Source organism: Parendozoicomonas verongulae (assembly GCF_009711465.1).
Classification (GTDB): domain Bacteria; phylum Pseudomonadota; class Gammaproteobacteria; order Pseudomonadales; family Endozoicomonadaceae; genus Sansalvadorimonas; species Sansalvadorimonas verongulae.
Genome location: NZ_SMME01000809.1, coordinates 1 through 21,262, shown reverse-complemented (window position 1 = coordinate 21,262; position 21,262 = coordinate 1). Strand labels below are relative to the sequence as shown.

Genomic DNA, 21,262 nt, shown 5'->3' with positions numbered 1-21,262 from the left:
TGCAGAAACTGGGCAAGGCTTTGATGATGCCCATTGCCGTAATGCCGGTTGCGGCTCTCTTGCTCCGCCTGGGGCAACCCGACCTTCTTAATGTTCCGTTTATGGCGGAATCCGGCGGTGCTATTTTCGGTAATCTGCCACTGTTGTTTGCCATGGGTATTGCTGTTGGCCTGTCGAAAGATAACGCGGGTGCCGCTGCACTGGCCGGTGCTGTTGGTTACTTTATTCTGACTGCAGCAGCAGGCACTATTAACTCCGACATTAACATGTCGTTCTTCGGCGGTATCATCGCCGGTGTTGTTGCCGGTCATACCTACAACCGTTTCCACGCTACCTCATTGCCAGCCTTCCTTGGCTTCTTCAGTGGCAAGAGACTGGTTCCTATCATGACCGGCTTGTTTATCCTGGTCATTGCCTGGATAGCCGGGCATGTCTGGCCATCCATCCAGAGTGGTATTGATGCGTTCGGTCGCGGTATTGCCGAATCCGGCAGTATTGGCCAGTTCATTTATGGTCTTCTGAACCGTGCCCTGATTCCTGTGGGCCTGCACCACGTACTGAACTCCTACTTCTGGTTTGGCTTGGGTGAATTTACCAACTCTGCCGGTGATCTGGTGAATGGTGACCTGCACCGCTTCTTCGCTGGCGATCCTGACGCCGGTATGTTTATGACAGGCTTCTTCCCTGTGATGATGTTTGGTCTGCCCTCCGCTGCCTTTGCCATGTATCTGGCTGCGCCCAAAGAGCGTCGCTCCCAGATTGGCGGTGTACTGCTGTCTGTGGCGCTGACTGCATTCCTGACCGGTATCACCGAGCCTCTGGAATTCATGTTCATGTTTATGGCTCCTGCTCTGTATGCGGCTCACGCTGTACTGACAGGTATTTCCCTGGCGCTGACCAATGCCTTCGGTATGCTGGCGGGCTTTGGTTTTTCTGCCGGTCTGTTTGATCTGGTGCTGAACTGGGGGCTGGCAACCAAGCCATGGCAGCTGGTTGGTCTGGGTCTGGTTTACTCTGCTGTTTACTTCTGCGTGTTCTACTTCGGTATCAAAGTTTTCAACCTGAAGACCCCAGGTCGTGAAGAGGAAGATGTGACCGAAGCCTTTGAGGCTGACACCTCTGCTGCTCCAGAAGGCATGGATGTTAAGAGCAATGCTTACAAAGCCCGCCAGTATGTGAAGGTGCTGGGTGGTATGGAGAACCTCACTAACATCGACGCCTGCATTACTCGCCTGCGTTTGACCTTGAACGACCCCTCTATAGCCGAAGAGAGCGTGATGAAAGCTCTGGGGGCCAGCGGCATGATCCGCGTAGGTGAGAAGAACCTGCAAATTATTCTCGGCCCTATGGCAGAGATAATTGCTGGAGAAATGAAACAGATTTCTGCGGCAGAAGATCTGTCCGCCATTCAGGTTCCCGGTAAAGCGACCCAGGCTGCTCCAGTGGTCAAGGCAGCAGTTAAGCCTGTGGTGGCACAGCCAGCGGATATCAAGCAGCTGGCTCGTGACTACGTAAACATGTTGGGTGGCCGCAACAATCTGATCCAGATTGATGCCTGTGTCACCCGCCTGCGCCTGCAAGTGAAGGATGCATCTTCCATTAAAGATGAAGATGCGAAAGCACTGGGTGCAATGGGTGTGGCCCGCGTAGGTACTCACCACCTGCAAATTGTTATCGGCACACATGCCGAGCTGGTAGCCGAGCAGATGAAGCTCGTACCTGAGGATATGGAAGAAGGCACTGCTGTATGATCCTAAGTAAGGGCATGATCGAAGTTCTGGCCCCTCTCACTGGTGAGCTGTTACCACTCACCGACTCTGTAGACCCGGTATTTGCGGGTGGCATGGTTGGTGAAGGCATCATCATTAACCCCGGTAAAGAATCTGTTTTTCAAACCGTGCACGCCCCCTTCGCGGGGGTGGTGACTCAAATGCATGCTTCCAGGCACGCAGTGACTGTAAAACACGACAGTGGTGTAGAAGTTCTGATTCACGTCGGTGTCGATACTGTCATGCTCAAGGGCGAAGGGTTTGAAACTTTCGTTGTTGAGGGTGACAAAGTAGAAGCTGGTCAGCCGCTGTTGAACTTTGATGCTCCGTTGGTGGCTTCCAAGGCTATCAGTGTACAAACCGCAGTGATGGTGACCACAGGTGAGTCTGTGGCTGTTGGGCAAACCGGCATTCCGGTTGACGCTGGCAAGCATACAGTTTTTGCGACCGGTGAGGGTGCTGAGCAAGCGGTCAGCGCGGCTGCTCAGGGTGACATTCAGACACTGACGTTTGATGTGACTGTACTGAACCCCGTTGGTCTTCATGCACGCCCTGCCTCCCAGCTGGTACAAATCATTCGTGGTCTTCAGTCTGAAGTGCAGTTGGTGTGCAATGGCAAAACCAGTATTGGCACCAGCCTGACTGCGATTATGGGGCTGGCCACCGAGCGTGGTTCCGTGATCACTGTAACCGTAGCCGGTGTGGATGCCCAGGCCGCTAAACAGGCTATCGAAGAAGGCTTCCGTTCCGGTCTGGGTGAAGACGTGAGCAATGTTGCAGCCTCGGTAGCTGACGACGCTGAAGAAGACATCGACGAAAATGAACCCCCGCTGCTGGCCAGTGCTGTGGTATCCGAGAATATTCTTCCCGGTGTTAAAGCGGCATCTGGTCTGGTGATTGGCAATGTTTTCCACCAGTCCCGCGAGCTGCCCAGCTATCCGGAAATGGGTATCGATATTCAGGATGAACTGGGCCAGCTGGATTACGGCGTTGAGCAAGCGCGCAAAGGTCTGACTGCATTGGTTAAACGCCTGAAATCGGAAGAGATGGATGAGCAGGCGGAGGTGTTCACTGCTCATCTGGAAATGCTGGATGATCCGGCGATTGGTGATCACGCCCGTCAGCTGATTGAAGCAGGTAAGAGCGCCATGTGGGCCTGGCACACCAGTTTTGTGTCAGAAGCAACACAACTGAGCAAGCTGGATAACCCGATGCTGGCAGCTCGTGCCACTGACGTGGAAGATGTCGGTGGGCGTGTGATGCGCCATATCATGGGTGTAGAAAGCGACAGCCAGCGCATGCCGGAAAACACTATTCTGGTGCTGGAGGATATTACTCCTTCTGAGGTTGTCACTCTGGATCGTAGTCGCGTAGTTGGTATCTGTACGCTGGAAGGCGGTTCCACTTCCCACGCAGCGATTCTGGCGGCGTCCCTGAATCTGCCTTATCTGGTGAACGTGCCTGAAGCCATTCGTGGTTTTGCCTCTGGTACTACAGCCATTCTGGATGCTGGTAAGTCCCGTATTCACCTGCAACCTACCGGGCAGGATATTGCCGACTGCCAGGCAAAGGCGGAAGAAGAAGCCCGTGTTGCAGAGTTGGCCCGCCAGGCCACGATGGAACCTGCGGTGACCAAAGACGGTCATCATATGGAAGTCGTAGCGAATATCGGTAGCCAGGCCGATGCTGAGAAAGCGGTGACTCTGGGGGCAGAAGGTGTTGGTTTGCTGCGTTCTGAGTTCCTGTATCTGGAGCGCACCACTGAACCTTCTATTGCCGAGCAGACTGCCGTTTACGAAGGCATTTTCAAGGCTATGGGCAAAGATCGTCCTGTGATTGTCCGTACTCTGGACGTGGGTGGCGACAAGCCTCTGGCTTACCTGCCTCTGCCAAAAGAGGAAAATCCCTTCCTGGGTGAGCGCGGTGTGCGCATTGGTATCAGCCGTCCGGCGATTCTGCGTAAACAGGTGCGCGCGATTCTTCGCGCCGCCCATGCTGGCAATGTGCGTATTATGTTCCCGATGATCGGCTCTCTGGAAGAGTTTCAGGCCGTGAAGAAACTGGTACGTGAGGAAGAAGCGAAGATCGAAGGTCTGGAGAAGGTGGAAATCGGTGTCATGATCGAAGTGCCTTCCGCTGCCCTGATGGCCGACATTCTGGCTGAAGAGGTGGACTTCTTCTCCATCGGCACCAACGACCTGACCCAGTACACGCTGGCGGTTGACCGTGGTCATCCAAAGCTGGCTGCCCGTGCCGATGCCCTGCATCCTTCGGTTCTGCGCCTGATCGACATGACCGTGAAGGCTGGCCAGAAAGCGGGCAAGTGGACTGGCGTATGCGGCAGCCTGGGCAGTGACCCTGCTGCAGCCGCTATTCTGGTGGGTCTGGGTGTGAAGGAACTCTCCGTGAGCGTACCTTCCCTGCCGCTGGTAAAGGCTGCTGTACGGGATATGGACTTTGCCGAGTGTCAGACCCTGGCACAAAAGGCTCTTTCCATGAGCAACGCTCAGGATGTTCGCGCCCTGATCTGATAGCCAATGGTTGTCCGAAAAGCCCGCTCGGCATACACCGGGCGGGCTTTTTTGTACGTACGTATGTGCAAGTTACTTATTTCACTTTTAAAGCGGGAGACGTAAAAAAGGCCTGTTTGTGCAAATAGTCTAGAATCTGTTTGCATTTTGTAATGCCTGCTCGGGATAAAGTGAGAGTTGAATATGCATACCACCTTGAAAACGGTTATTGGTGCTGCCGTATTGACAATGAGCACAGCCAGCTTTGCTGATGTTTCTGTTATGAAAACCGATAATTACAAAGCCGTAGATAAAGTGTTCCAGCAGGTGGATCAGAAGTACGGTGCCAAAAACGTTCTGGCTGTTTTTGATATTGACAACACTATACTGACGACTGGAGAAAGTGATCTGGGTGGTGATATCTGGTATCAATGGCAAACCGGAAAACTGGATGTCAAACCTAAATCCGACCAGAAGGTAAGCTGTCTGTACAGCGATACGCTGGCTCTTCTGTTTGAACTGATGCCCATGAAGACCACCGAAGATGGTGCAGTTGAACTGCTTAAGAGCCTGAACAATCGTGGTCAAACTGTTATGGCGCTCTCTTCCCGCAGCCCTATGTACCGTGTAGCCACCGAGCGTGAACTGCACAGTCACAAGTTTGACTTCAGTAAGAACGCACTGGCACCTGCAGGCTCTACTGTTGCGCCAACTTACGCCAAAACTTTCAAACGCCCAACTGAATATAAACACGGTGTGGCTCTGACCACCGGTACCAACAAGGGCGACTATCTGGAATACATCCTCGATACCACTGGCCGTAAATTCGATGCTATCGTGTTTGTAGACGACGGTGAGCGTAACATTGAAGCGATGAAGAAGAAGTTCTCTTCTTCCAAGTATAAGAGCATGGACGTGCGACTGGTGAACTACACCAAGGTTATTGATGACCGTATTAAACAGAACGGCACCGTTCTGACTCAGGAGCAGGCTGACAAGATGGCCGATGACTGGGATAAACTGGTCAATACGCTGAACAGCATCTACCCAGAGCGCGCCAGAGGCTGTCTGGCTCGTTAAATCCAAAGGGGTTAAGTACCAAACCATTGTTTTCGCCTGGCAGCCTGCGGCGTCTTTTTCCGCTCGTTATTATTATGCGAAAGCAATGGTCCGGGTACTTAAATACCATCAAAAAGAATTAGGATGCTGATCTTTTTCCATATCTACCCTGGGAGGGTTTTGCACTGCTGCGAAGCCATCGGAGTTTGGCCAGTGGATAAGCTTGCAGAGGCTTTGTGGGTAATTTGTTAAAGGTGAGCGCTGACACTTTGGTCAGCCTGAGAAGGGAGTATTTTGTGTAATTCTCAGTCAAAAGTCGGCAGTGGGCGAGAATAAGAGGGGAGTTATACCGTGCTGGTGAAAGAGCTGGAGTCACTAAAGTCAGCGGGCGAGCTTGTTTCTCTTTATTTTCACGGAGATGAGGACCCGCTCATGGGAATTGTCCATACCGTGAACAATCGTGTTACAGCCATGGTGCTGTTCAGCGAAAATGGCGAGTACGAAGGCTGGACCCTCTTTGAAACCGCCAGTATTACCGGCATTCTCTGGGGGAATCGTGAGCACCGGGCCATCACCCGTTTGATTGATACCAGCTATGACCGGGTGCTGCCAGTCAAGGGCAAAGCCACTTTTGCCCATAGCCTGGTGGAGCTTGGCACCCGTTTGGAGTGTATTGGCATCTTCACTTGTACCGAGGATGGTGAGGATAAGTTTGATATAGTGAGGATTGTGGATTACGACAACCACTGGTTGAAAGTACAGATATTTGGGAGCAAAGATACACTCTCAACAGGCTGGAAAATGATTCCCCGTGAAGATGTGTTACGAATAGAGATTGATAACCCTTATATGAACAGGGTAGTGTTGCTCCACAGAGACGAAACTCTTCGATAACCTGCCCGTTATCAAACTCTATTGTTTTAACTGAATAATAATACTGAAGTATCCGAATCATGGCTTCGGTGCAAAATCCCCTTGGAGTGAAGTTGGATACCTTGCTGATTCTTGCCCCCTTGTTTTTGGGGTATTTTATTAAATTGTCTGATACCCGGCTTTTAAAAAGGCTTGATCAAACCCTGCTTGTTATTGTTTATCTGATTCTGGCCATTATGGGCATGGAACTGGCGGGTATGGACAATCTGGCAGAAGAGCTGAAAAACATAGCCAGTGTCGTCGGTGTGCTGATTGGTTTAACCCTGCTGGCTAATGTGGCCGTTCTGCCGATTTTGGACCGTTTCTGGCCTCTGCACCTGAGCCTGGGCCGTGGGGATATTCCCATGCTTAAAATGGTGCTGGAATCTTTGCAGCTGGTGGGCGTTGTCGTGGCTGGTTTTTGTTTGGGCTTGTGGGTGCAGATTCCAGTACATACTCTGGAAGTGACAACCATGGGTGTGCTCATGGCTATGCTGCTGTTAATTGGTATTCATCTTCAGGCCAGTGGTATTGATATACGTCAGGTTTTTCTGAACCCACGGGCACTGTGCATTGCCATTCTTGTGTTGTTGTCGTCGTTACTGGCAGGAGCGGGTACGGCGCTGGTGTTTGATTTCCCTGTTCCCCACGGCATGGCACTGGCTTCCGGTGTGGGTTGGTACTCTCTCTCCGGTGCACTGGTCAGCTCTGATCTGGGGCCGGTGATGGGATCTATTGCCTTTTTGTCAGACCTCTCCCGGGAGCTGGTTGCTCTGGTCATTATTCCTACCCTGATGCGCCGCAGCCCTGCAACCGCCATAGGTTACGGCGGTGCAACATCTATGGATTTCACATTGCCGATTATTCAGCGCAGTGGTGGCCCGGAAACCGTTCCTGTAGCGATTGTTTCCGGATTCCTGCTCTCTCTGCCTGCGCCAATTTTGATTCCATTGTTTACCAGTATGGGCTAGCAATGGTCCGGGTACTTAGTCTGGGGATGTCGCCATTGTGAACAATTTTGCCGGTGTATGATACATTCAAAGCCAATTGTTTCCGGCTGGACACGCAGCCACCTTATCAGGATTCATCATGCGTATTCTGCACACCTCCGACTGGCACCTCGGCCAGCATTTCATGGGCAAAACCCGTGAGCAGGAGCACCGGCTTTTTATTCAATGGCTGCTGAAAACAGTAAAAGAACAGAAGGTTGATGCATTAGTGATCGCCGGTGATATTTTCGATACCGGTGTTCCTCCCAGCTATGCCCGTTCGCAGTACAACCAGTTTATTGTGGATTTGCAACAGGTCGGCCATTGTCAGCTGGTGGTACTGGGAGGCAATCATGATTCTGTGGCGACACTCCATGAGTCCCGCAGCTTGCTGGCCTGTTTGAATGCTACGGTGATTGGCGCCGCCAGTCAGAATCCTGAAGAGCAGGTGGTTATTTTAAAGCAGCAGGATGGCTCCAACGGTGCAGTGTTATGTGGCATTCCTTACATTCGCCCAAGGGATGTGCTGGTGAGCAGTGTCGGAGACTCTGGTGAAAGCAAGCAGCAGGCCCTGTTGTCTGCCATGACCGACCATTACAAGGCGGTGTATCAGGAGGCTGAAAAACTGGCTGACGAACACGAACTGCCCATTATTGCGACCGGTCACCTCACGGCAGTAGGCGGAAAACTCTCGGAATCGGTGCGGGATATTTATATTGGTACACTGTCGGCTTTCCCTGTCTCAGCCTTTCCCCCGGCGGATTATATTGCTCTGGGACATTTGCACCGTGGACAAACGGTTTCTGGCCATGAGCATATTCGCTACTCTGGCTCTCCCATCCCCCTGAGTTTTGATGAAGCATCTGCCAGAAAGCAGGTTTTGCTGGTGGACTTTCAAGGACACCGCCTGAAAACCATTACCCCCGTTGAAGTACCACTGTTTCGCCCTCTGGCCAGTTTGAAAGGAGGCCTGGAATCCCTGCCTGAGCAACTCAATACACTGCTGGAAGATAACAAAGATGCGGACCTGGAACCCTGGATTGAAATTGTAGTGAGTGGTGATAACTGGATCAGCGATTTCCAAAGCCAGATTCTGGAACTCACTGCCGATATGCCGCTGGATGTGCTCCGGGTGCGCCGCCAGCGCAAAGAGCGGGAAAATCGCCTGGAGCGTGATGAGCGGGAAACCCTCGCGGAGCTGCGGGTGAAAGATGTATTTCATCGCCGCCTTGAGCTGGAAGAGCTGAACGACAAAACTATCACGGCCCTGACTCATGCGTTTGATTCTGTTGTTGCGGAGATTGAAGAAGAGGAGTTGCAGGGCGTGGTCATAGAAAAAGTCAGCACCGATAAAAAAGCAGAAGTACAGGAGAGTGCAGAATGAAAATCCTGAGCCTGCGTTTGCAAAATATTAACTCCCTGAAGGGGGAGTGGAAGATTGATTTTACGGATTCTGAATTTGTGGATAACGGCCTGTTCGCCATCGTCGGGCCAACCGGTGCGGGCAAAACCACACTGCTGGATGCTATTTGCCTCGCCCTTTATCACCAAACGCCTCGTCTTCACGTGTCTGCATCTGATAATGAATTGATGACTCGCCATACCGCCGAATCGCTGGCAGAAGTGGAGTTTGAAGTAAAGGGCAAACACTACCGGGCGTTCTGGTCCCAGCGTCGGGCACGGGGCAAGAGCGATGGCCGCCTGCAGGCACCTCAGGTAGAGCTGGCGGATGGCAATGGGGAAATCATTACCACCCGTATAAACGACAAACTGAGTAAAATCAGCGAAATCACCGGTCTGGATTTCGCCCGTTTCACCAAATCCATGTTGCTGGCTCAGGGAGGCTTTGCGGCTTTCCTGGAGGCTAGCGCCAATGAACGGGCGGAACTGTTGGAAGAACTGACCGGCACAGACATTTACGGGGATATTTCTGCCCGGGTATTTTCCCGTACCCGGGAAGAAGAGGCAGCTCTGAGTATTCTTCAGGCTCGCTCTGACGGCTTTCAATTTCTTTCAGCCGAACACATTGCCGAGTTGGAAACCGAACAAACCACTCTGAAATCCCAGCAGGTGAATGGGCGTCAACAGCAGACAGTTTTACAGGCGCAAAAACAGTGGCTGGATCAGGTGACGGGGCTCCGTGAGGTGCTTGCTCAAAGAGAGAAAGAGTACAAAACCGTTGAGGCTCGGCAGGCAGAACGTTCTGATGATCTGAAAAAGCTCAAAGACTCTTTGCCAGCATTGGAAATCAAACCGGTTTTTGATGAGCTGCAGACTGTTTCCCAAACCCTGAATGACCGCAAAGCCGCTTGCAGGGAACAGGAAGGTACACAAGCACAGACCGCTGAAGCACTGCAAGTTGCACAGATTCAGTTGGAGAAAAATGAAGCGCAAGTTGCACAGAATCGTACTCGACAGCGGGACACAGAAAACCTGATCACCAACAAAATCATTCCTCTGGATGAACAGGCCAGCCAGCTGGGTGTGCAACTGGCGGCAGTGGACAAAGACCTGAATGAATATCGGCAAGCCCAGGATAAACAGCAGCAAAGTATTGAAGAGAAGCAGAAACAGAAAAAAGTGGTAGAAGCCCGGCTGGAGCAGGCCACCCATTATCTGGCAGCCCACGAACATCACAAGACACTGGGTGAACAATTGCTGGTTTGGGAGCACAAACTGGAACAGCGGGAGCAGCTCTCTGTCAGGCAGAAACAGATGACAGAGCAGAGCGCAGCATTAGAGCTGCAGCAAACCACCCTCAGCCGTGATACGGGTAAACACGCCCAGATTATGGCGGCCAGTCAGAAAGAGCTGCAAACCGTCGAAGAGCAGGCGCAGGGTCTGGACAAAAAGTATCAGGCCTCTCTGGGCGAGAAGGATGAACCTGCATGGCGTCGTTTACTGGAGGCCTATCAAGACCAGCGGCTGGCCCTGCAAACCCTGCAACAGCTACAGGGGCAAAACCATGACGATGGCCTGATTCTCCGTGAGCACACTCAGACTTTAGCCACTCATCAAGCATCTCTGCAGGAAAAGCAGCAACTCCTTGAACAATTCCGTAATAACTATCGCAGCGAAAAACGCCAGTTCAAGGATCTGGAAACCATTCTGCTGCAGGAACAGACCATTGCCAGCCTGAGTGAACACCGTCATCGCCTGCAACCCGGTGAGGCCTGCCCTCTGTGCGGCTCCCTGGAACATCCGGCTATTACCCAGTACAACCAGGTTGAGCATTCCGATACACGATTGCGACGGGATGAAAAAAGCCGTCTGCTGGAAGTGCTGGAAAAACAAGGTAACGAACTCAAGGTGGAAGTGGGACGACTGGAAGAGCAGATCAAAACCATAGAGAAAACGCTCACTGAGATTCACGCCCGTGTGGATAAAGGCCTGCAGCAATGGCAGGAAACCTGCGACCTGCTGAAAGCCCAGTTGAATATCAACGACAGCGAAGGTGTCGTAGCGTGGATCACCCGTCGACAGGAAAAGGGCGAGCGCCTGACATCCCTGATTCAGCGGCTGGATGTGCTGAACAGTGATCGACAGTCTTGTCAGCAGCAGTTGTCCGGCATTCGTGCCAAAGCCGATGCTGCCCGTCATCAGCATGATCTTTCGCTGGAGCAATACCGGCAGATTGAACGTCAGCGGCAGGATATGACGCAACAGCTAACGGCAACAGCAGAAGAGCTGGCAAACCTTGAGCGGGGGCTGACGGTTGCCCTTGAACCGTTTTCTCTGACTCTGCCAGCGCCACAGGAGCAGGGCAGCTGGTTGCAGCAGTTGGGGCAGCTTTGGGAGCAGTGGCAGAAGAGTTGGAATTTGCAGATGGAGTCCCAGAAAACACGGGATGCTCTGAATGCGGATATTGCGGTACTTCAGAATGACTGGGAACAGGCTAAAGCTCTGACAGCTAAACTTATCCACAGGCAAACCGAACTGCAGGAGCAGCAGAATGCTGTGAAACAGGAACGGCAAAGCCTGTTTGGAGATCGCAAACCAGAAGCAGAGCGACTTGCCTTACAGGAAAGTCTGGCTGATGCCGAGATGGCGTTGAGCGTCTCTCGCAAAGAGCAGGAAGAACGGGTCAGGCAGGCCAGTATCCTCAGTGGCTCGATTAAGCAACTGAAATCCACTATCCAGGAACTCTCAGAGAAAAGTGAAGCTGCTGACAAACAGTGGCAAAGCATTTTGAAGAACAGCCCGTTTGCAGATTTACAGGCGTTTGAAGCCGCACTTATACCGGCCGGGCAGCGTGCGGAACTGGAGCAGTTCAAACGAGAATTGGATCAACAGTTGGATAGTACCCGTGCTCTGCTCAAGCAGGCGCTGGCCGACGTACAGAAACTGGAAACCAACAAGCTGACACACCAGTCTATGCAGGAGGTTCAAACTGAACTGGAAACACTGCAGGGGCAGTTGCAAACAACCGATCAGCGATTGGGAGAAATTCACAGCGATCTGAAACGAGATCGGGACAGTCGTCTCAGCCAGAGGCAATTGCTGGCAGACATCGAAACCCAGCAAGAGAATCTTTCCATTTGGGAGCATCTCAATAGTCTGATTGGCTCCGCAAAAGGTGACAAGTTCCGTAAATATGCTCAGAGCTTAACACTGGATCATCTGATCTGGCTGGCGAACCGTCAGCTGGAACGTCTCCATGGTCGCTACCAGTTGCAACGCAAGGCAGGTGAGACGTTGAGTCTGGAAGTGATGGATACCTGGCAGGGGGATTCAGCGCGGGATACCAAAACGCTGTCCGGTGGTGAGAGCTTTCTGGTGAGCCTGGCGCTGGCTCTGGCATTGTCTGATCTGGTGAGCCACAAAACCCGTATCGACTCCCTGTTCCTGGATGAAGGCTTTGGTACTCTCGATCCGGAAACACTGGAAACCGCACTGAATGCCCTCGATAACCTGAACGCCAGCGGCAAGATGGTGGGTGTTATTTCCCATGTAGAAGCTTTGAAGGAACGGGTGCCTGTACAGGTGGCTGTGTACAAGGAACAAGGGCTGGGTTATAGCCGGTTGGATGAGAAGTATAAGGCTGTGTTTGCAGCGGGGGGTTAGCCCCGCTGTAAACAATAGCCCGAGTATTTAGACCGTGTTTAGCTCTTTAAACCTTTTTCTTCCTTCAGTGCATCAATGGAGCGCAGCAGTACCTGCAAAGGGTCACTACCATGATGCGCCAGGAAAACCGCTCCAATCGCTGAGGCGCGATCTTTAAAGTCTTTTTGTGCACTCCGATAAGAGCTTTGCACACGTACGGCTCCGCTCTCTGAACGGCCTTTACTTTGTACAGGAGCATCCCGGCCATAAAGGCCAACCTTGGCCATGACTTTGGTACGTAACTCCATGGCACAAGCCAGGTTGTCATTACAATGACGAATCTGCTCTTTCAATTTGAAAAGATGTTTCAGGTCGCTTTCCATAAGGTGTAGCAGGAAATCTCCAGAACTTTGTACATCCTCCTCAGGGCAGTCTGCCATCGCCTCAACAGCTAACTGGTATTGCTGAATAACCGCATTCAGGGTTTGGCTGGCATGGGCGAGGGTATCTTTGTCCGGAAAGTTCCTGGCAAGGGATGTTACCCGTGCTTCGCTGGGGAAGTTACGCACTGTCAGCCAGCTTTTTGCCTCCTCACGGGAGGGGAAGCCTTTCGCAAAGCAGGCTTTCGCTTCATTATGAATACCTTCAAGCTTGCACATAAGCAGGTTGCAGCTGGTGGCCAGGGTGGAGATCAGGGTAATGGTGTCTCGTACCGTAGACAGCTGAGCATAGCCACAATCTGTAAGAACATGAGCTTCATTCATTTTTCCACCGGCTTTTTCAATAGCTCGCCGGCGTAGCTTTCTGGCTTTGTCTGTTTTTCCCTCTTTGTAGGCAGCTTCTGCTTTTTCTTTTTCTTTTTCCCAGTCTTGCTTTTCCTCTGTGAGAACAGTGGCAGATGTGGTCTGGAGAGGTGATGTTTCTACAGTGTATAACGCGTCAGATTCATCCGTAGTGTCCTGCGACTTTCGGGCTGCCATTTGAGCTTTATGCAACTTTGCGGCCCGGGCTTGTTCCAGGGAAATTTTGATACGGGCCTGCTCCTGGGCTCGTTCTCTGGCTTCTTTTCGCAGCTCTTTTTCCAGTATCAGGCTATCTTCAATCTCTTGGCGAATAAGCGTTTGTGCCTGCTCATAGGCTTTGGCAATGTGGTTAAGCTGTCTGTGCCCTGGTTTTACCCAGGTAGCTGGGAGTTTGCTCACTTCCCCTTTCAGGTGAGCGATAATTTTGGCTGCGTACTTCTGTTCTCGAGTGCTGTCGTAACCTTCAGTGATGAAGGCATGAAGCAGGCCAAAAAATTGATGGATTTGAGCAGATAAGTGTTTAAGTGCCGGGGAGTCATCCGGCATAGCCCATGACTTTACGGTGGGCAACAGGCTGATAATGCCAGCAGCAATATCGTACTGCCCAGACATTTGTGCCGCTTCCAGGGTGGTGGCCAGTGTATCCACAAGCTTCTCCTGGGTGTCGGGAGATAGCTTGCACTGTTTAAGTTCTGGTGATGCCAGCACATAAACCAGCGTTAATGGTAAAACCTGCAGAATTCTCTGATCAGCAGCAGCTCCTGGCTGGGTGAGCTGCTGACATTGCTCACGGGTGAAGTGTGCCACCGTTTCAAGGAGAGTGTTAAGGGTATTCCGGCTGGTTTCATCACTCATGTATGCCACATATTTCAGCAGCAGGGCCGATACCAGAGCGTGTAATGTGTGGGCGTCTTCAAAAGTGAGATCGGGGTGAATGTTTTCAAGTATGACCGGAATCAGCTTGCTGATATCTGTGGCCAGGGTCGCGTAGGTGAAACTGAAGTCATCCTTCGGCTTAACAGTATAATCGCAGGCCGCCTTACCCAGATAAGGACAATTAGGAAAATGGTGGAGGATTCTTTTCTGGACCGCTTCTGTTTCCACAAAAAAGATGAGTTGCTGAATAGTATGGCTCGGCAGCAGATCTTTCAGAATATCTTTTTTCTCGTCGCCCTTGGTTACAATAGCGACGGAGCGAACGAGAGCCATCATACCATCCTCATCCAAGTCTACCCCGGTGGGGGCACCCAGTCTGACTGCCCGGCTTTGGGTATTGAACTTTCCGCGGCCTCCTGATTTTCTTGCGGCCCTTGCTTCTTTTGCTTTGGCCTTCAGTTTAGAACCGGGACGTTGCTCCATAACGGGCCTTGATGAGAAATCGCCTTCTGACTTCTCAGGGAAGAGGTCCTTAATTGCGCTAAATCCTAACTCCTGTGAAAAGTCCCTGTCCTGTTGCAGGCTCAGAATATTGTCGCAAAACATTGGAGTGGTGCTCAGGCGAGGCTGCAGAGCCGGTTCCTCCTGAGTAGGCGCAGGCGCCAACTGGATAGCTTCAGGCGGTGAGGCAATATCTAGTGGAACTGTGGGGGGATGCATCAGGTAAAACATATTAAGGTAACGGCTTTGTAGCATCGTATAGACGCTGATATCTTCGTTCTCAATACGTTGCAGGCTGTTCAGGTCATGGGCAATAGCCTTCAGCATGGCCGGTGTCATAGAGTCATGATGCAGTTGGTTCCACAAGTGAATATGGATAGCCATAGATGAGCTGTAAAGCTGAACCTCTGAATCCGGCAGCTTCACCAGACGACGTTGGGAAGTCAGGTTGAGCTGGTGCTCATGCAGCACCACGGCTTTGGCAGTGAAACAGCAACTACCTTTGTGATAATAGGGAAAAGTGGCATTGCCCAATATATCCAGACCACTGGCACAGAGAACGTCGTCCCCTCCCAGTGTTTCCAGTTCGCCTGCAACAGCCCTGTACATAGCCAGATTGGGGAAAACCAGAGTAATCTCAGGGCAAGGGGACAGTTGCTTAAGGGGTACCGCTTTAGCTTTTGGTGGTGCCGTACAATATTCAGCAAAAGCACCAGTTATCAAAGGAAAACCCTTCTGATTCTGATGCCTGGCAATGAATTTGAGTGTTGAAGCGATCAGGGCAGTGCGCTTTTGCATCAGAAGATCTTCTGAAGGGCCTGTAGCCTCAGCCTGAGAGGGGCATATGGTGCGTGTTTCAATCGGTTGTTCCTGAACACTCTCCTGAGGTGCTTGGTACCCGGGAGGCTGCTGGTTTTTACTGTGTTCTGACGATACTGTGGTTGGTGCAACCCTGACCCCGGAGGTTTCTTCCTGAGCGACCTGCAGGCTGGCTGGCTCTACTGCTGCCTGGCTGGAGCCCTGTGAGGCCGGGGGTTGTTGTGAAGAAGACGTCCTGATATCCATATTGTTCTCACCTCCATTTATGCATGTGTTATTGGAGTGTGGAAAGGGCATGAAGTTCGTTGTGTTTTTGGAGAATGGTTAGTATTCCTGACAGTGCTGTTATGCCCATGAGTTCTCAACACCATTTTCTACTCATTTCTTCCAGAAATGCGACCAAGGTGTGATTGAATAAGCTGGATCACTGCCTTGACAGTTTTAACCAGTCGTTTCTGCATCCGATAAGATCCTTTGAAGGTTTTATCTAACGAGAGCCAGTGTGGCGACACCCTGTGCTGAGGAAGATTTTGAGGTGTGAAGGATCCTGAAATTGTTGAAAGATGATGTAATTTTCCAGTCATGAACTAATCACACAGACAAAGCCTGCATTGCTGCTACACTCTTCAGCCCTTGGCAATAGTAGTTGATGATAAGATACCAATGCTGGTTCAGTGGAAAAGAATCTGGTTGTGCTCTTCTCTGCTGGCCTTTCTGGTGATTGTGTTCATGGGGGCTTCCGTGAGCCAGAAGTGTTATGCAGGGAAAAAATCAAAAGGGGCGGCCGGTGCCGTTAAGGTAGCAATGAAGTCTCTGGTTGATCGGGTGAACAGCGAGGAACAATTTCAGGGGGTTGTGCAGGAGATTAGAGATTGTGGCTTTACTGTTGCTGAGGTTATAAACCCTGGGGTACGCCCTCCGAGAGATGAATTTTCAGATACAGTGCATGACCAGTTTGGGCGTTATATTAACGCACTGTTTGACTGGAAAGATGAGAATTTAAAAAAACGACAGTTGTCATCCGAAGGGTGGTGGTGGGGAGTAAGAAATATACAGGATAGCTTTCAGTCTTATCTGGATGAACGCGATCCTCTCCTTTTTCCTGCGCTGGTGCATTTAATTCATGAGGCTTTTCATGGAGATAAACCTGTTTCTCAGGATGAGAAGACCTATTTAACTTTACGAACAAAAGCGCTGAATCAGATATTACGGCCTATTGCAATGGAATCTCTTGATTGGGATGAGGCCTACGAGAGGCTGGCCTATGTTCTGGGAGTAAGAGATAAAGAAAGCGAGCTGATATTCAAAGCCACTGACGATATAGGGCTACGTAAGGAAATCCGAAAAGCGTTTAAAGATAAAGCTGAGAAGGAGGGTACGACTGCCGCTAAGGAAGACCGGGATTTTGTTTATAGGCATTATCAGGATCGCACCTATCCGGAGAAGGCAAAACTAAAAATTACCAGTGGCCTCTATGCAGGTGCAAGTGAAAATATTGGGCTTCGCACGGCATGGGTGGCCTGGGATAGCTTTGGTAAACAGGAAATGTCAGCCCCTGAAGGTGTGCAGCCGGTAGACTCGTTGCTGATTCCCCATGTGTCTTTTATATATCGGATGATTCAGGACGGAGGCTATTATACCTTTCCCCAAAAGGTTCTTGGGTTGGCATGGTTGCACCAAACAGCGATTGAATGTAAAAAGGCTTCCCAAGCCGATGTTGATGTGTGGTTAGCCAAGATAAAAGATTGTGCTCTGCTACAGTTGGAGCATGAGACAGACCTGCCCGACGTAGCACCATCAGATGAAGAGCGGGAGACACCCGCTAAGAAATATAAGTTCACAGAGGATTACGACGACACGGCTTCACATCTCTCTACCGATACTCTTAGCCCTTATCAACCACGCTCTCCCTCTGTGCGGCGATCAAATGTCGGTATTGTATATGGTGCGGCATCAGACGGCCCAAACCCACCCCCACCTAAACTCTATCTGTCACCTGTGCAGTCACCTTCTATCAACCAGAGCTCTGGAAAAAGCAATATAGAGCTTACAGAGGCAGGGGGAATACCTCATGCGAGCCGTGCAGTGTCGAGTGGTATTACCGTCTCTTCGACAACTATGGAACCTCTCAGCATAGTTCCTCCAGTACACAGGGTACCGTCGAAAATATCTCCAACAGGGGGACAGAGAAAGCCTGTTCCAACGAGCCCTATAGTTTATTCTCATGTTGCTTCGGACAACCCAGTACAGTCTAACCCCTATATGCAGCAAAGCAGCCTTCTCCTTCCTTTTTCTTATTATTACGATGTTCATGAAAACCCGTTAGGTAATAAATAGACGTTTGTTGATCTGAAACAGGGCACGTTTGATCCTGTTCCTTAAAATTTTTCCACAACTGCGACTATTGAACTCGTAGATCTGGAGAACATATTGAAACTATCCCTCTCTTGTGGAGCAGCAGGCTATTGTCTGGCAGCTGCTGCACTCGCTATTTCCCTGTCTGGCTGTTCCCAAAAAACAGCGCTCGAGAATGTCACCTTCCAGCAGATATCTTTGCAGGAATTCCAAAAAAGCCTGACTTCTGTTGATGTGCCAGATCGTGCCATTGTTGATGCGCGCAGCTCCGATGCCTTTAATGGCTGGTACATCGTCAATGGTATTCCTCAGAGAACACCTGCCGGACATGTTCCCGGTGCACAGCTGTTTTCTGCCAGCTGGGTAGAGCAGGGCATGGACGACGTTGATCAAGCATGGCGGCGCACGGGCATAACACAACAACAGCCCATTATCATTTATGGCGATACCGTTCAGCAGGCCGAAACCGTAGGCCGCTGGCTGGTGGCTCATAATGCTGCAGAAGAGAACAACATCCGTCTTCTGGCAGCAGGTGCCGATGCACTGAAAAAACTGGATAAACCCCTGGACTACTTGCCCGGTTTCCGCACCCTGGTGCCTGCGGCTTATGTGGAACACACTTTGAAAACCAATGCGGGCATTAAGATCGTTCAAATTGGCTGGGATGGCGGTAAAGGCAGCGACTATCGGGAAGCTCATATCCCCGGTGCTTTGTACTGGGACGATCTGGAGTTTGAATATCCACCCATTTATGAGGCCTATCCTGCCGATCATATTCGGGACTCCCTGAGTCAGCTTGGTATTACCAAAGACTCTTCAGTGATTGTATACAGCACAGAGTCCATCGGCGCTGCCCGTGGTGCGGCAATTATGAAGTATGCAGGTGTAAAAGATGTGATGATGTTGAACGGTGGCATTGAAGCATGGCAACGGAACGGTTACAAAACCGACAGTGGTTGGGTAGACCCAGTACCTGCACAAGGGTTTGGCATGAAGGGTGATGGCAATAAATCAGTCATCATTAATGTGGATGAAGCCGCCCAGCTGCGCAAACAACCGAACAGTGCTTTGGTGAGTATTCGTGCGTGGGATGAGTATCTTGGCAATGTGAGCGGTTACAATTACTTCTCCAAGCGTGGTCGTATTCCCGGTGCATTGTGGGGGCATGCTGGTAACTCTTCTTTCGATATGAACGCTTATCACAATCCTGATGGCACTATGCGTGATTACCAGCATATCGCTCAGTTCTGGAACGATTGGGGAATTCACCCGGATATGAACCTGTCGTTCTACTGTGGTAATGGCTGGCGCGCCTCTGAAGCATGGTGGTATGCACGGGCCATGGGCTATGAAAATTCCAGTATTTACAGCAGTGGCTGGATGCGCTGGCGAGAAGATGGGCGGGAAGTGGCCAGTAGTGAGATTACCCGTGAGGAATCTATTGCCAAATGGGCTGAGGTGTCTGGCTCTGAGTTGCCTGTGATGCTGGCGGACAAGCAGTAGCCATAAATTTTCTGGTGTTTCTGGTGTTTCTGGTAAGGTCGATCTTTGATACACAAAGGTCGGCTTTTTTTGATTCATCAAGTACTGCTCTGTGTATTACCAGCTATACAACAAGGCAGGTTCCCTGAAGGGGGGTTGGATTTACGGATAATACGAGAAAAATGGCGTGGCCTCTTCTATAGGTGGACTCGATCAACTTTTTATTAAATTTGAACGATTCTCATTGAAAATTGTCTCAATGTCCTTTAGGGAATTATCAACAATGGAGGTTGAATTCGATGACAATCAGGAAGCTGGCTTTATTAGTATGCATATTTTTTGTTTATTCGTCCTATACAAATGCCCATTCTATCTGTGGTCCTGTATCAGAGTACTACGATGAGTCAAAACTGGCGGATATAACATTACAGGCTCATTTTGATCTGAGAGAGTATTTATCTATCGATTTTCAAAATGAAATTATGGAATTTCATGAAAAGATTTCATTTCCCAATCGATATCAGCCACCATCAAGCGTGAAACTCATTATTTCAGGAGGTACAAGACCAAGCGCTGTGATGACAAGAGAAAACCACAGAGCATATGCGACTTTTCGAGGAATAGACTATCGGTTTGTGCATCCTTTTGAGTTTGAAGAGGAGATGGAGGATAAACAAAAATACTGGTTGAAAGTATTTGCACTAAAAAAAATACTTGAGTGTGAGAACATCCCTTATGGTAGCTGGGTTGTTTGGTTAGATGATGATATTGTAATTGATGATTATCATGAAGGCCCCAGCATGCTTGATAAGTATATTGATGCCTTTGGTCATGAGGCCGATATCCTTGTTACGGAAGATAATGACTATGAAAAGATGAATACTGGGATTTTGCTGATAAAAAAAACTGAGAACACAAAATCATTTATGCATATGTGGTCGCTTTACAGTAACGACCCAATTAAAGGTTATCAATCACAAGAGTCAACATTACATGAACAGCAGGCATTAAAAGAATTTCTTAGTAATATACAATTCTTAGCGATAAATAAGGCTATGGGATTAGTTAATGTTGTAAGATCTCGTTACGATGCATACGATATGAATTTAAATACCTTCAAGAGGGAAGGATATTTAAACAAACAGCCTTGGTTTAACGAAGGGTGCCTTGCTGAAATTGCTAGAGAAGGGGAGCAGGCCTATAGATCAGGGGATAGCTTTATTCATCATGGCACCAGAGATTATAGGACAAGACTCATTATTGAATCGTTAATGGAATCAATGATGAGCTATGAAAGATTTGTACAAAATAAAGAGGTTCCGTGGTTTTTGCCCAATTGCCTGCAATGGGGCTGGTAATAAATAAGTACCCAAACCATTGATAAACCCCCGGCTATTCCGGGGGCAGATTGGCCGTTTGATATTGCACTGGTTTCCTATGAGCCGTGTATGTCGACCAAAAATATCTTCTACTCCTGAAGCACTAACGTCCTGCAAAAAGTCTGCTTAGGCTCGTTCTGGATCTTATGAATTTCGCTAACTGCGTATTATTTGAAATTCTCTATGATTTTTGGATTGATACACTCACGAAGAAATTTATTCATTGGCGTCATTTCGCCAGAGCTGTAGAAGTCCAACAATGATTGGGTATCTTTCAGCCAGAAGAATTCCATTCATCATAAATCTGCCCATATTGATGTGAGATATCTATAGGTGGCCATCGACGTATACATCAACTACCAAATGTAGAGCATAGCTTCTTTATTATTTCAGCTCGAACATTGGGAAACAACTCTTCCATTTGATCTTCTGTTGCAAGGCTAAGTGCGTTAAATTTTTTGCGAATCATTCTTGCTGCCTTGTAAGGGTTATCATCTAACATCCGAACCATTCTTACCGCTTCACGATAGTATATATCGTTTGGCTTTATAGGGTGTAATGTAAACTCACGAGTCATATCCATTGAAAATAGTACAGCAAAGCCCTCTTCAAGGTAATTAACCTGGAACGGAACTGGGTTTAGCATGTGAACTGTTTCATGTGCCAATTCATATAATGTCGTTGGCCAGTACGTTCGTGCATTCCCACTTAAAATTGCAAAAGCACCATCTTCATTGTAAGAGTTCTTGATATAAGGTCCTTTTT

The 21,262-nt window shown here is 49.8% G+C and carries 12 protein-coding genes; 10 read left to right on the top strand and 2 right to left on the bottom strand.

Annotation, left to right across the window (positions count from 1 at the left end; all coding sequences use genetic code 11):
• From nagE to E1189_RS09110, 7 genes are all read left to right on the top strand, one after another.
• Positions 1-1,751, top strand: a 1,751-nt coding sequence (nagE, locus tag E1189_RS09140; protein WP_230460291.1) for an N-acetylglucosamine-specific PTS transporter subunit IIBC, incomplete at its 5' end; no start/stop codon positions are given.
• Positions 1,748-4,300 (top strand): phosphoenolpyruvate--protein phosphotransferase, encoded by a 2,553-nt coding sequence (gene ptsP, locus E1189_RS09135; RefSeq protein ID WP_155159765.1) that lies wholly within the window; start codon positions 1,748-1,750, stop codon positions 4,298-4,300. The genes nagE and ptsP, both read left to right, overlap by 4 nt.
• 183 nt (positions 4,301-4,483) lie before the next feature.
• The gene (locus E1189_RS09130) at positions 4,484-5,359 is read left to right on the top strand and encodes a DUF2608 domain-containing protein (protein ID WP_155159764.1); all 876 of its coding nucleotides are present in this window, start codon (positions 4,484-4,486) and stop codon (positions 5,357-5,359) included.
• Positions 5,360-5,770: 411 nt separating this feature from the next.
• A complete protein-coding gene (locus E1189_RS09125; protein ID WP_155159763.1) occupies positions 5,771-6,232 on the top strand; it encodes a hypothetical protein in 462 nt (153 codons plus the stop codon).
• 59 nt (positions 6,233-6,291) lie between these two features.
• Positions 6,292-7,221 carry a LysO family transporter gene (locus E1189_RS09120; RefSeq protein WP_230460290.1) on the top strand — a complete coding sequence of 310 codons (930 nt, stop codon included), beginning with the start codon at positions 6,292-6,294 and terminating at the stop codon, positions 7,219-7,221.
• A 118-nt stretch (positions 7,222-7,339) separates the two neighbouring features.
• Positions 7,340-8,623 carry an exonuclease subunit SbcD gene (sbcD, locus tag E1189_RS09115; protein ID WP_155159762.1) on the top strand — a complete coding sequence of 428 codons (1,284 nt, stop codon included), beginning with the start codon at positions 7,340-7,342 and terminating at the stop codon, positions 8,621-8,623.
• A complete protein-coding gene (locus E1189_RS09110; protein WP_155159761.1) occupies positions 8,620-12,303 on the top strand; it encodes an SbcC/MukB-like Walker B domain-containing protein in 3,684 nt (1,227 codons plus the stop codon). The genes sbcD and E1189_RS09110 overlap by 4 nt, the downstream gene beginning before the upstream one ends.
• 38 nt (positions 12,304-12,341) lie before the next feature.
• On the opposite strand, the gene E1189_RS09105 is transcribed toward E1189_RS09110, so the two are convergent.
• The gene (locus tag E1189_RS09105; RefSeq protein WP_155159760.1) at positions 12,342-15,527 is read right to left on the bottom strand and encodes a hypothetical protein; all 3,186 of its coding nucleotides are present in this window, start codon (positions 15,525-15,527) and stop codon (positions 12,342-12,344) included.
• A gap of 558 nt (positions 15,528-16,085) precedes the next feature.
• On the opposite strand from E1189_RS09105, the gene E1189_RS09100 reads away from it, so the two are divergent.
• The 3 genes from E1189_RS09100 (at position 16,086) to E1189_RS09090 (ending at position 20,476) form a co-directional block, all read left to right on the top strand.
• Complete coding sequence (locus E1189_RS09100; RefSeq protein ID WP_155159759.1) at positions 16,086-17,618, top strand: hypothetical protein; 1,533 nt, start codon at positions 16,086-16,088, stop codon at positions 17,616-17,618.
• Between the two features lie 93 nt (positions 17,619-17,711).
• On the top strand, positions 17,712-19,139 hold the full coding sequence (locus tag E1189_RS09095; RefSeq protein WP_155159758.1) for a rhodanese-like domain-containing protein: 1,428 nt from the start codon (positions 17,712-17,714) through the stop codon (positions 19,137-19,139).
• A 278-nt stretch (positions 19,140-19,417) separates the two neighbouring features.
• Positions 19,418-20,476 (top strand): hypothetical protein, encoded by a 1,059-nt coding sequence (locus E1189_RS09090; RefSeq protein ID WP_155159757.1) that lies wholly within the window; start codon positions 19,418-19,420, stop codon positions 20,474-20,476.
• Positions 20,477-20,849: 373 nt separating this feature from the next.
• On the opposite strand, the gene E1189_RS23850 is transcribed toward E1189_RS09090, so the two are convergent.
• The coding region (locus tag E1189_RS23850; RefSeq protein ID WP_196221342.1) for a hypothetical protein at positions 20,850-21,262 on the bottom strand (413 nt) is incomplete at its 5' end.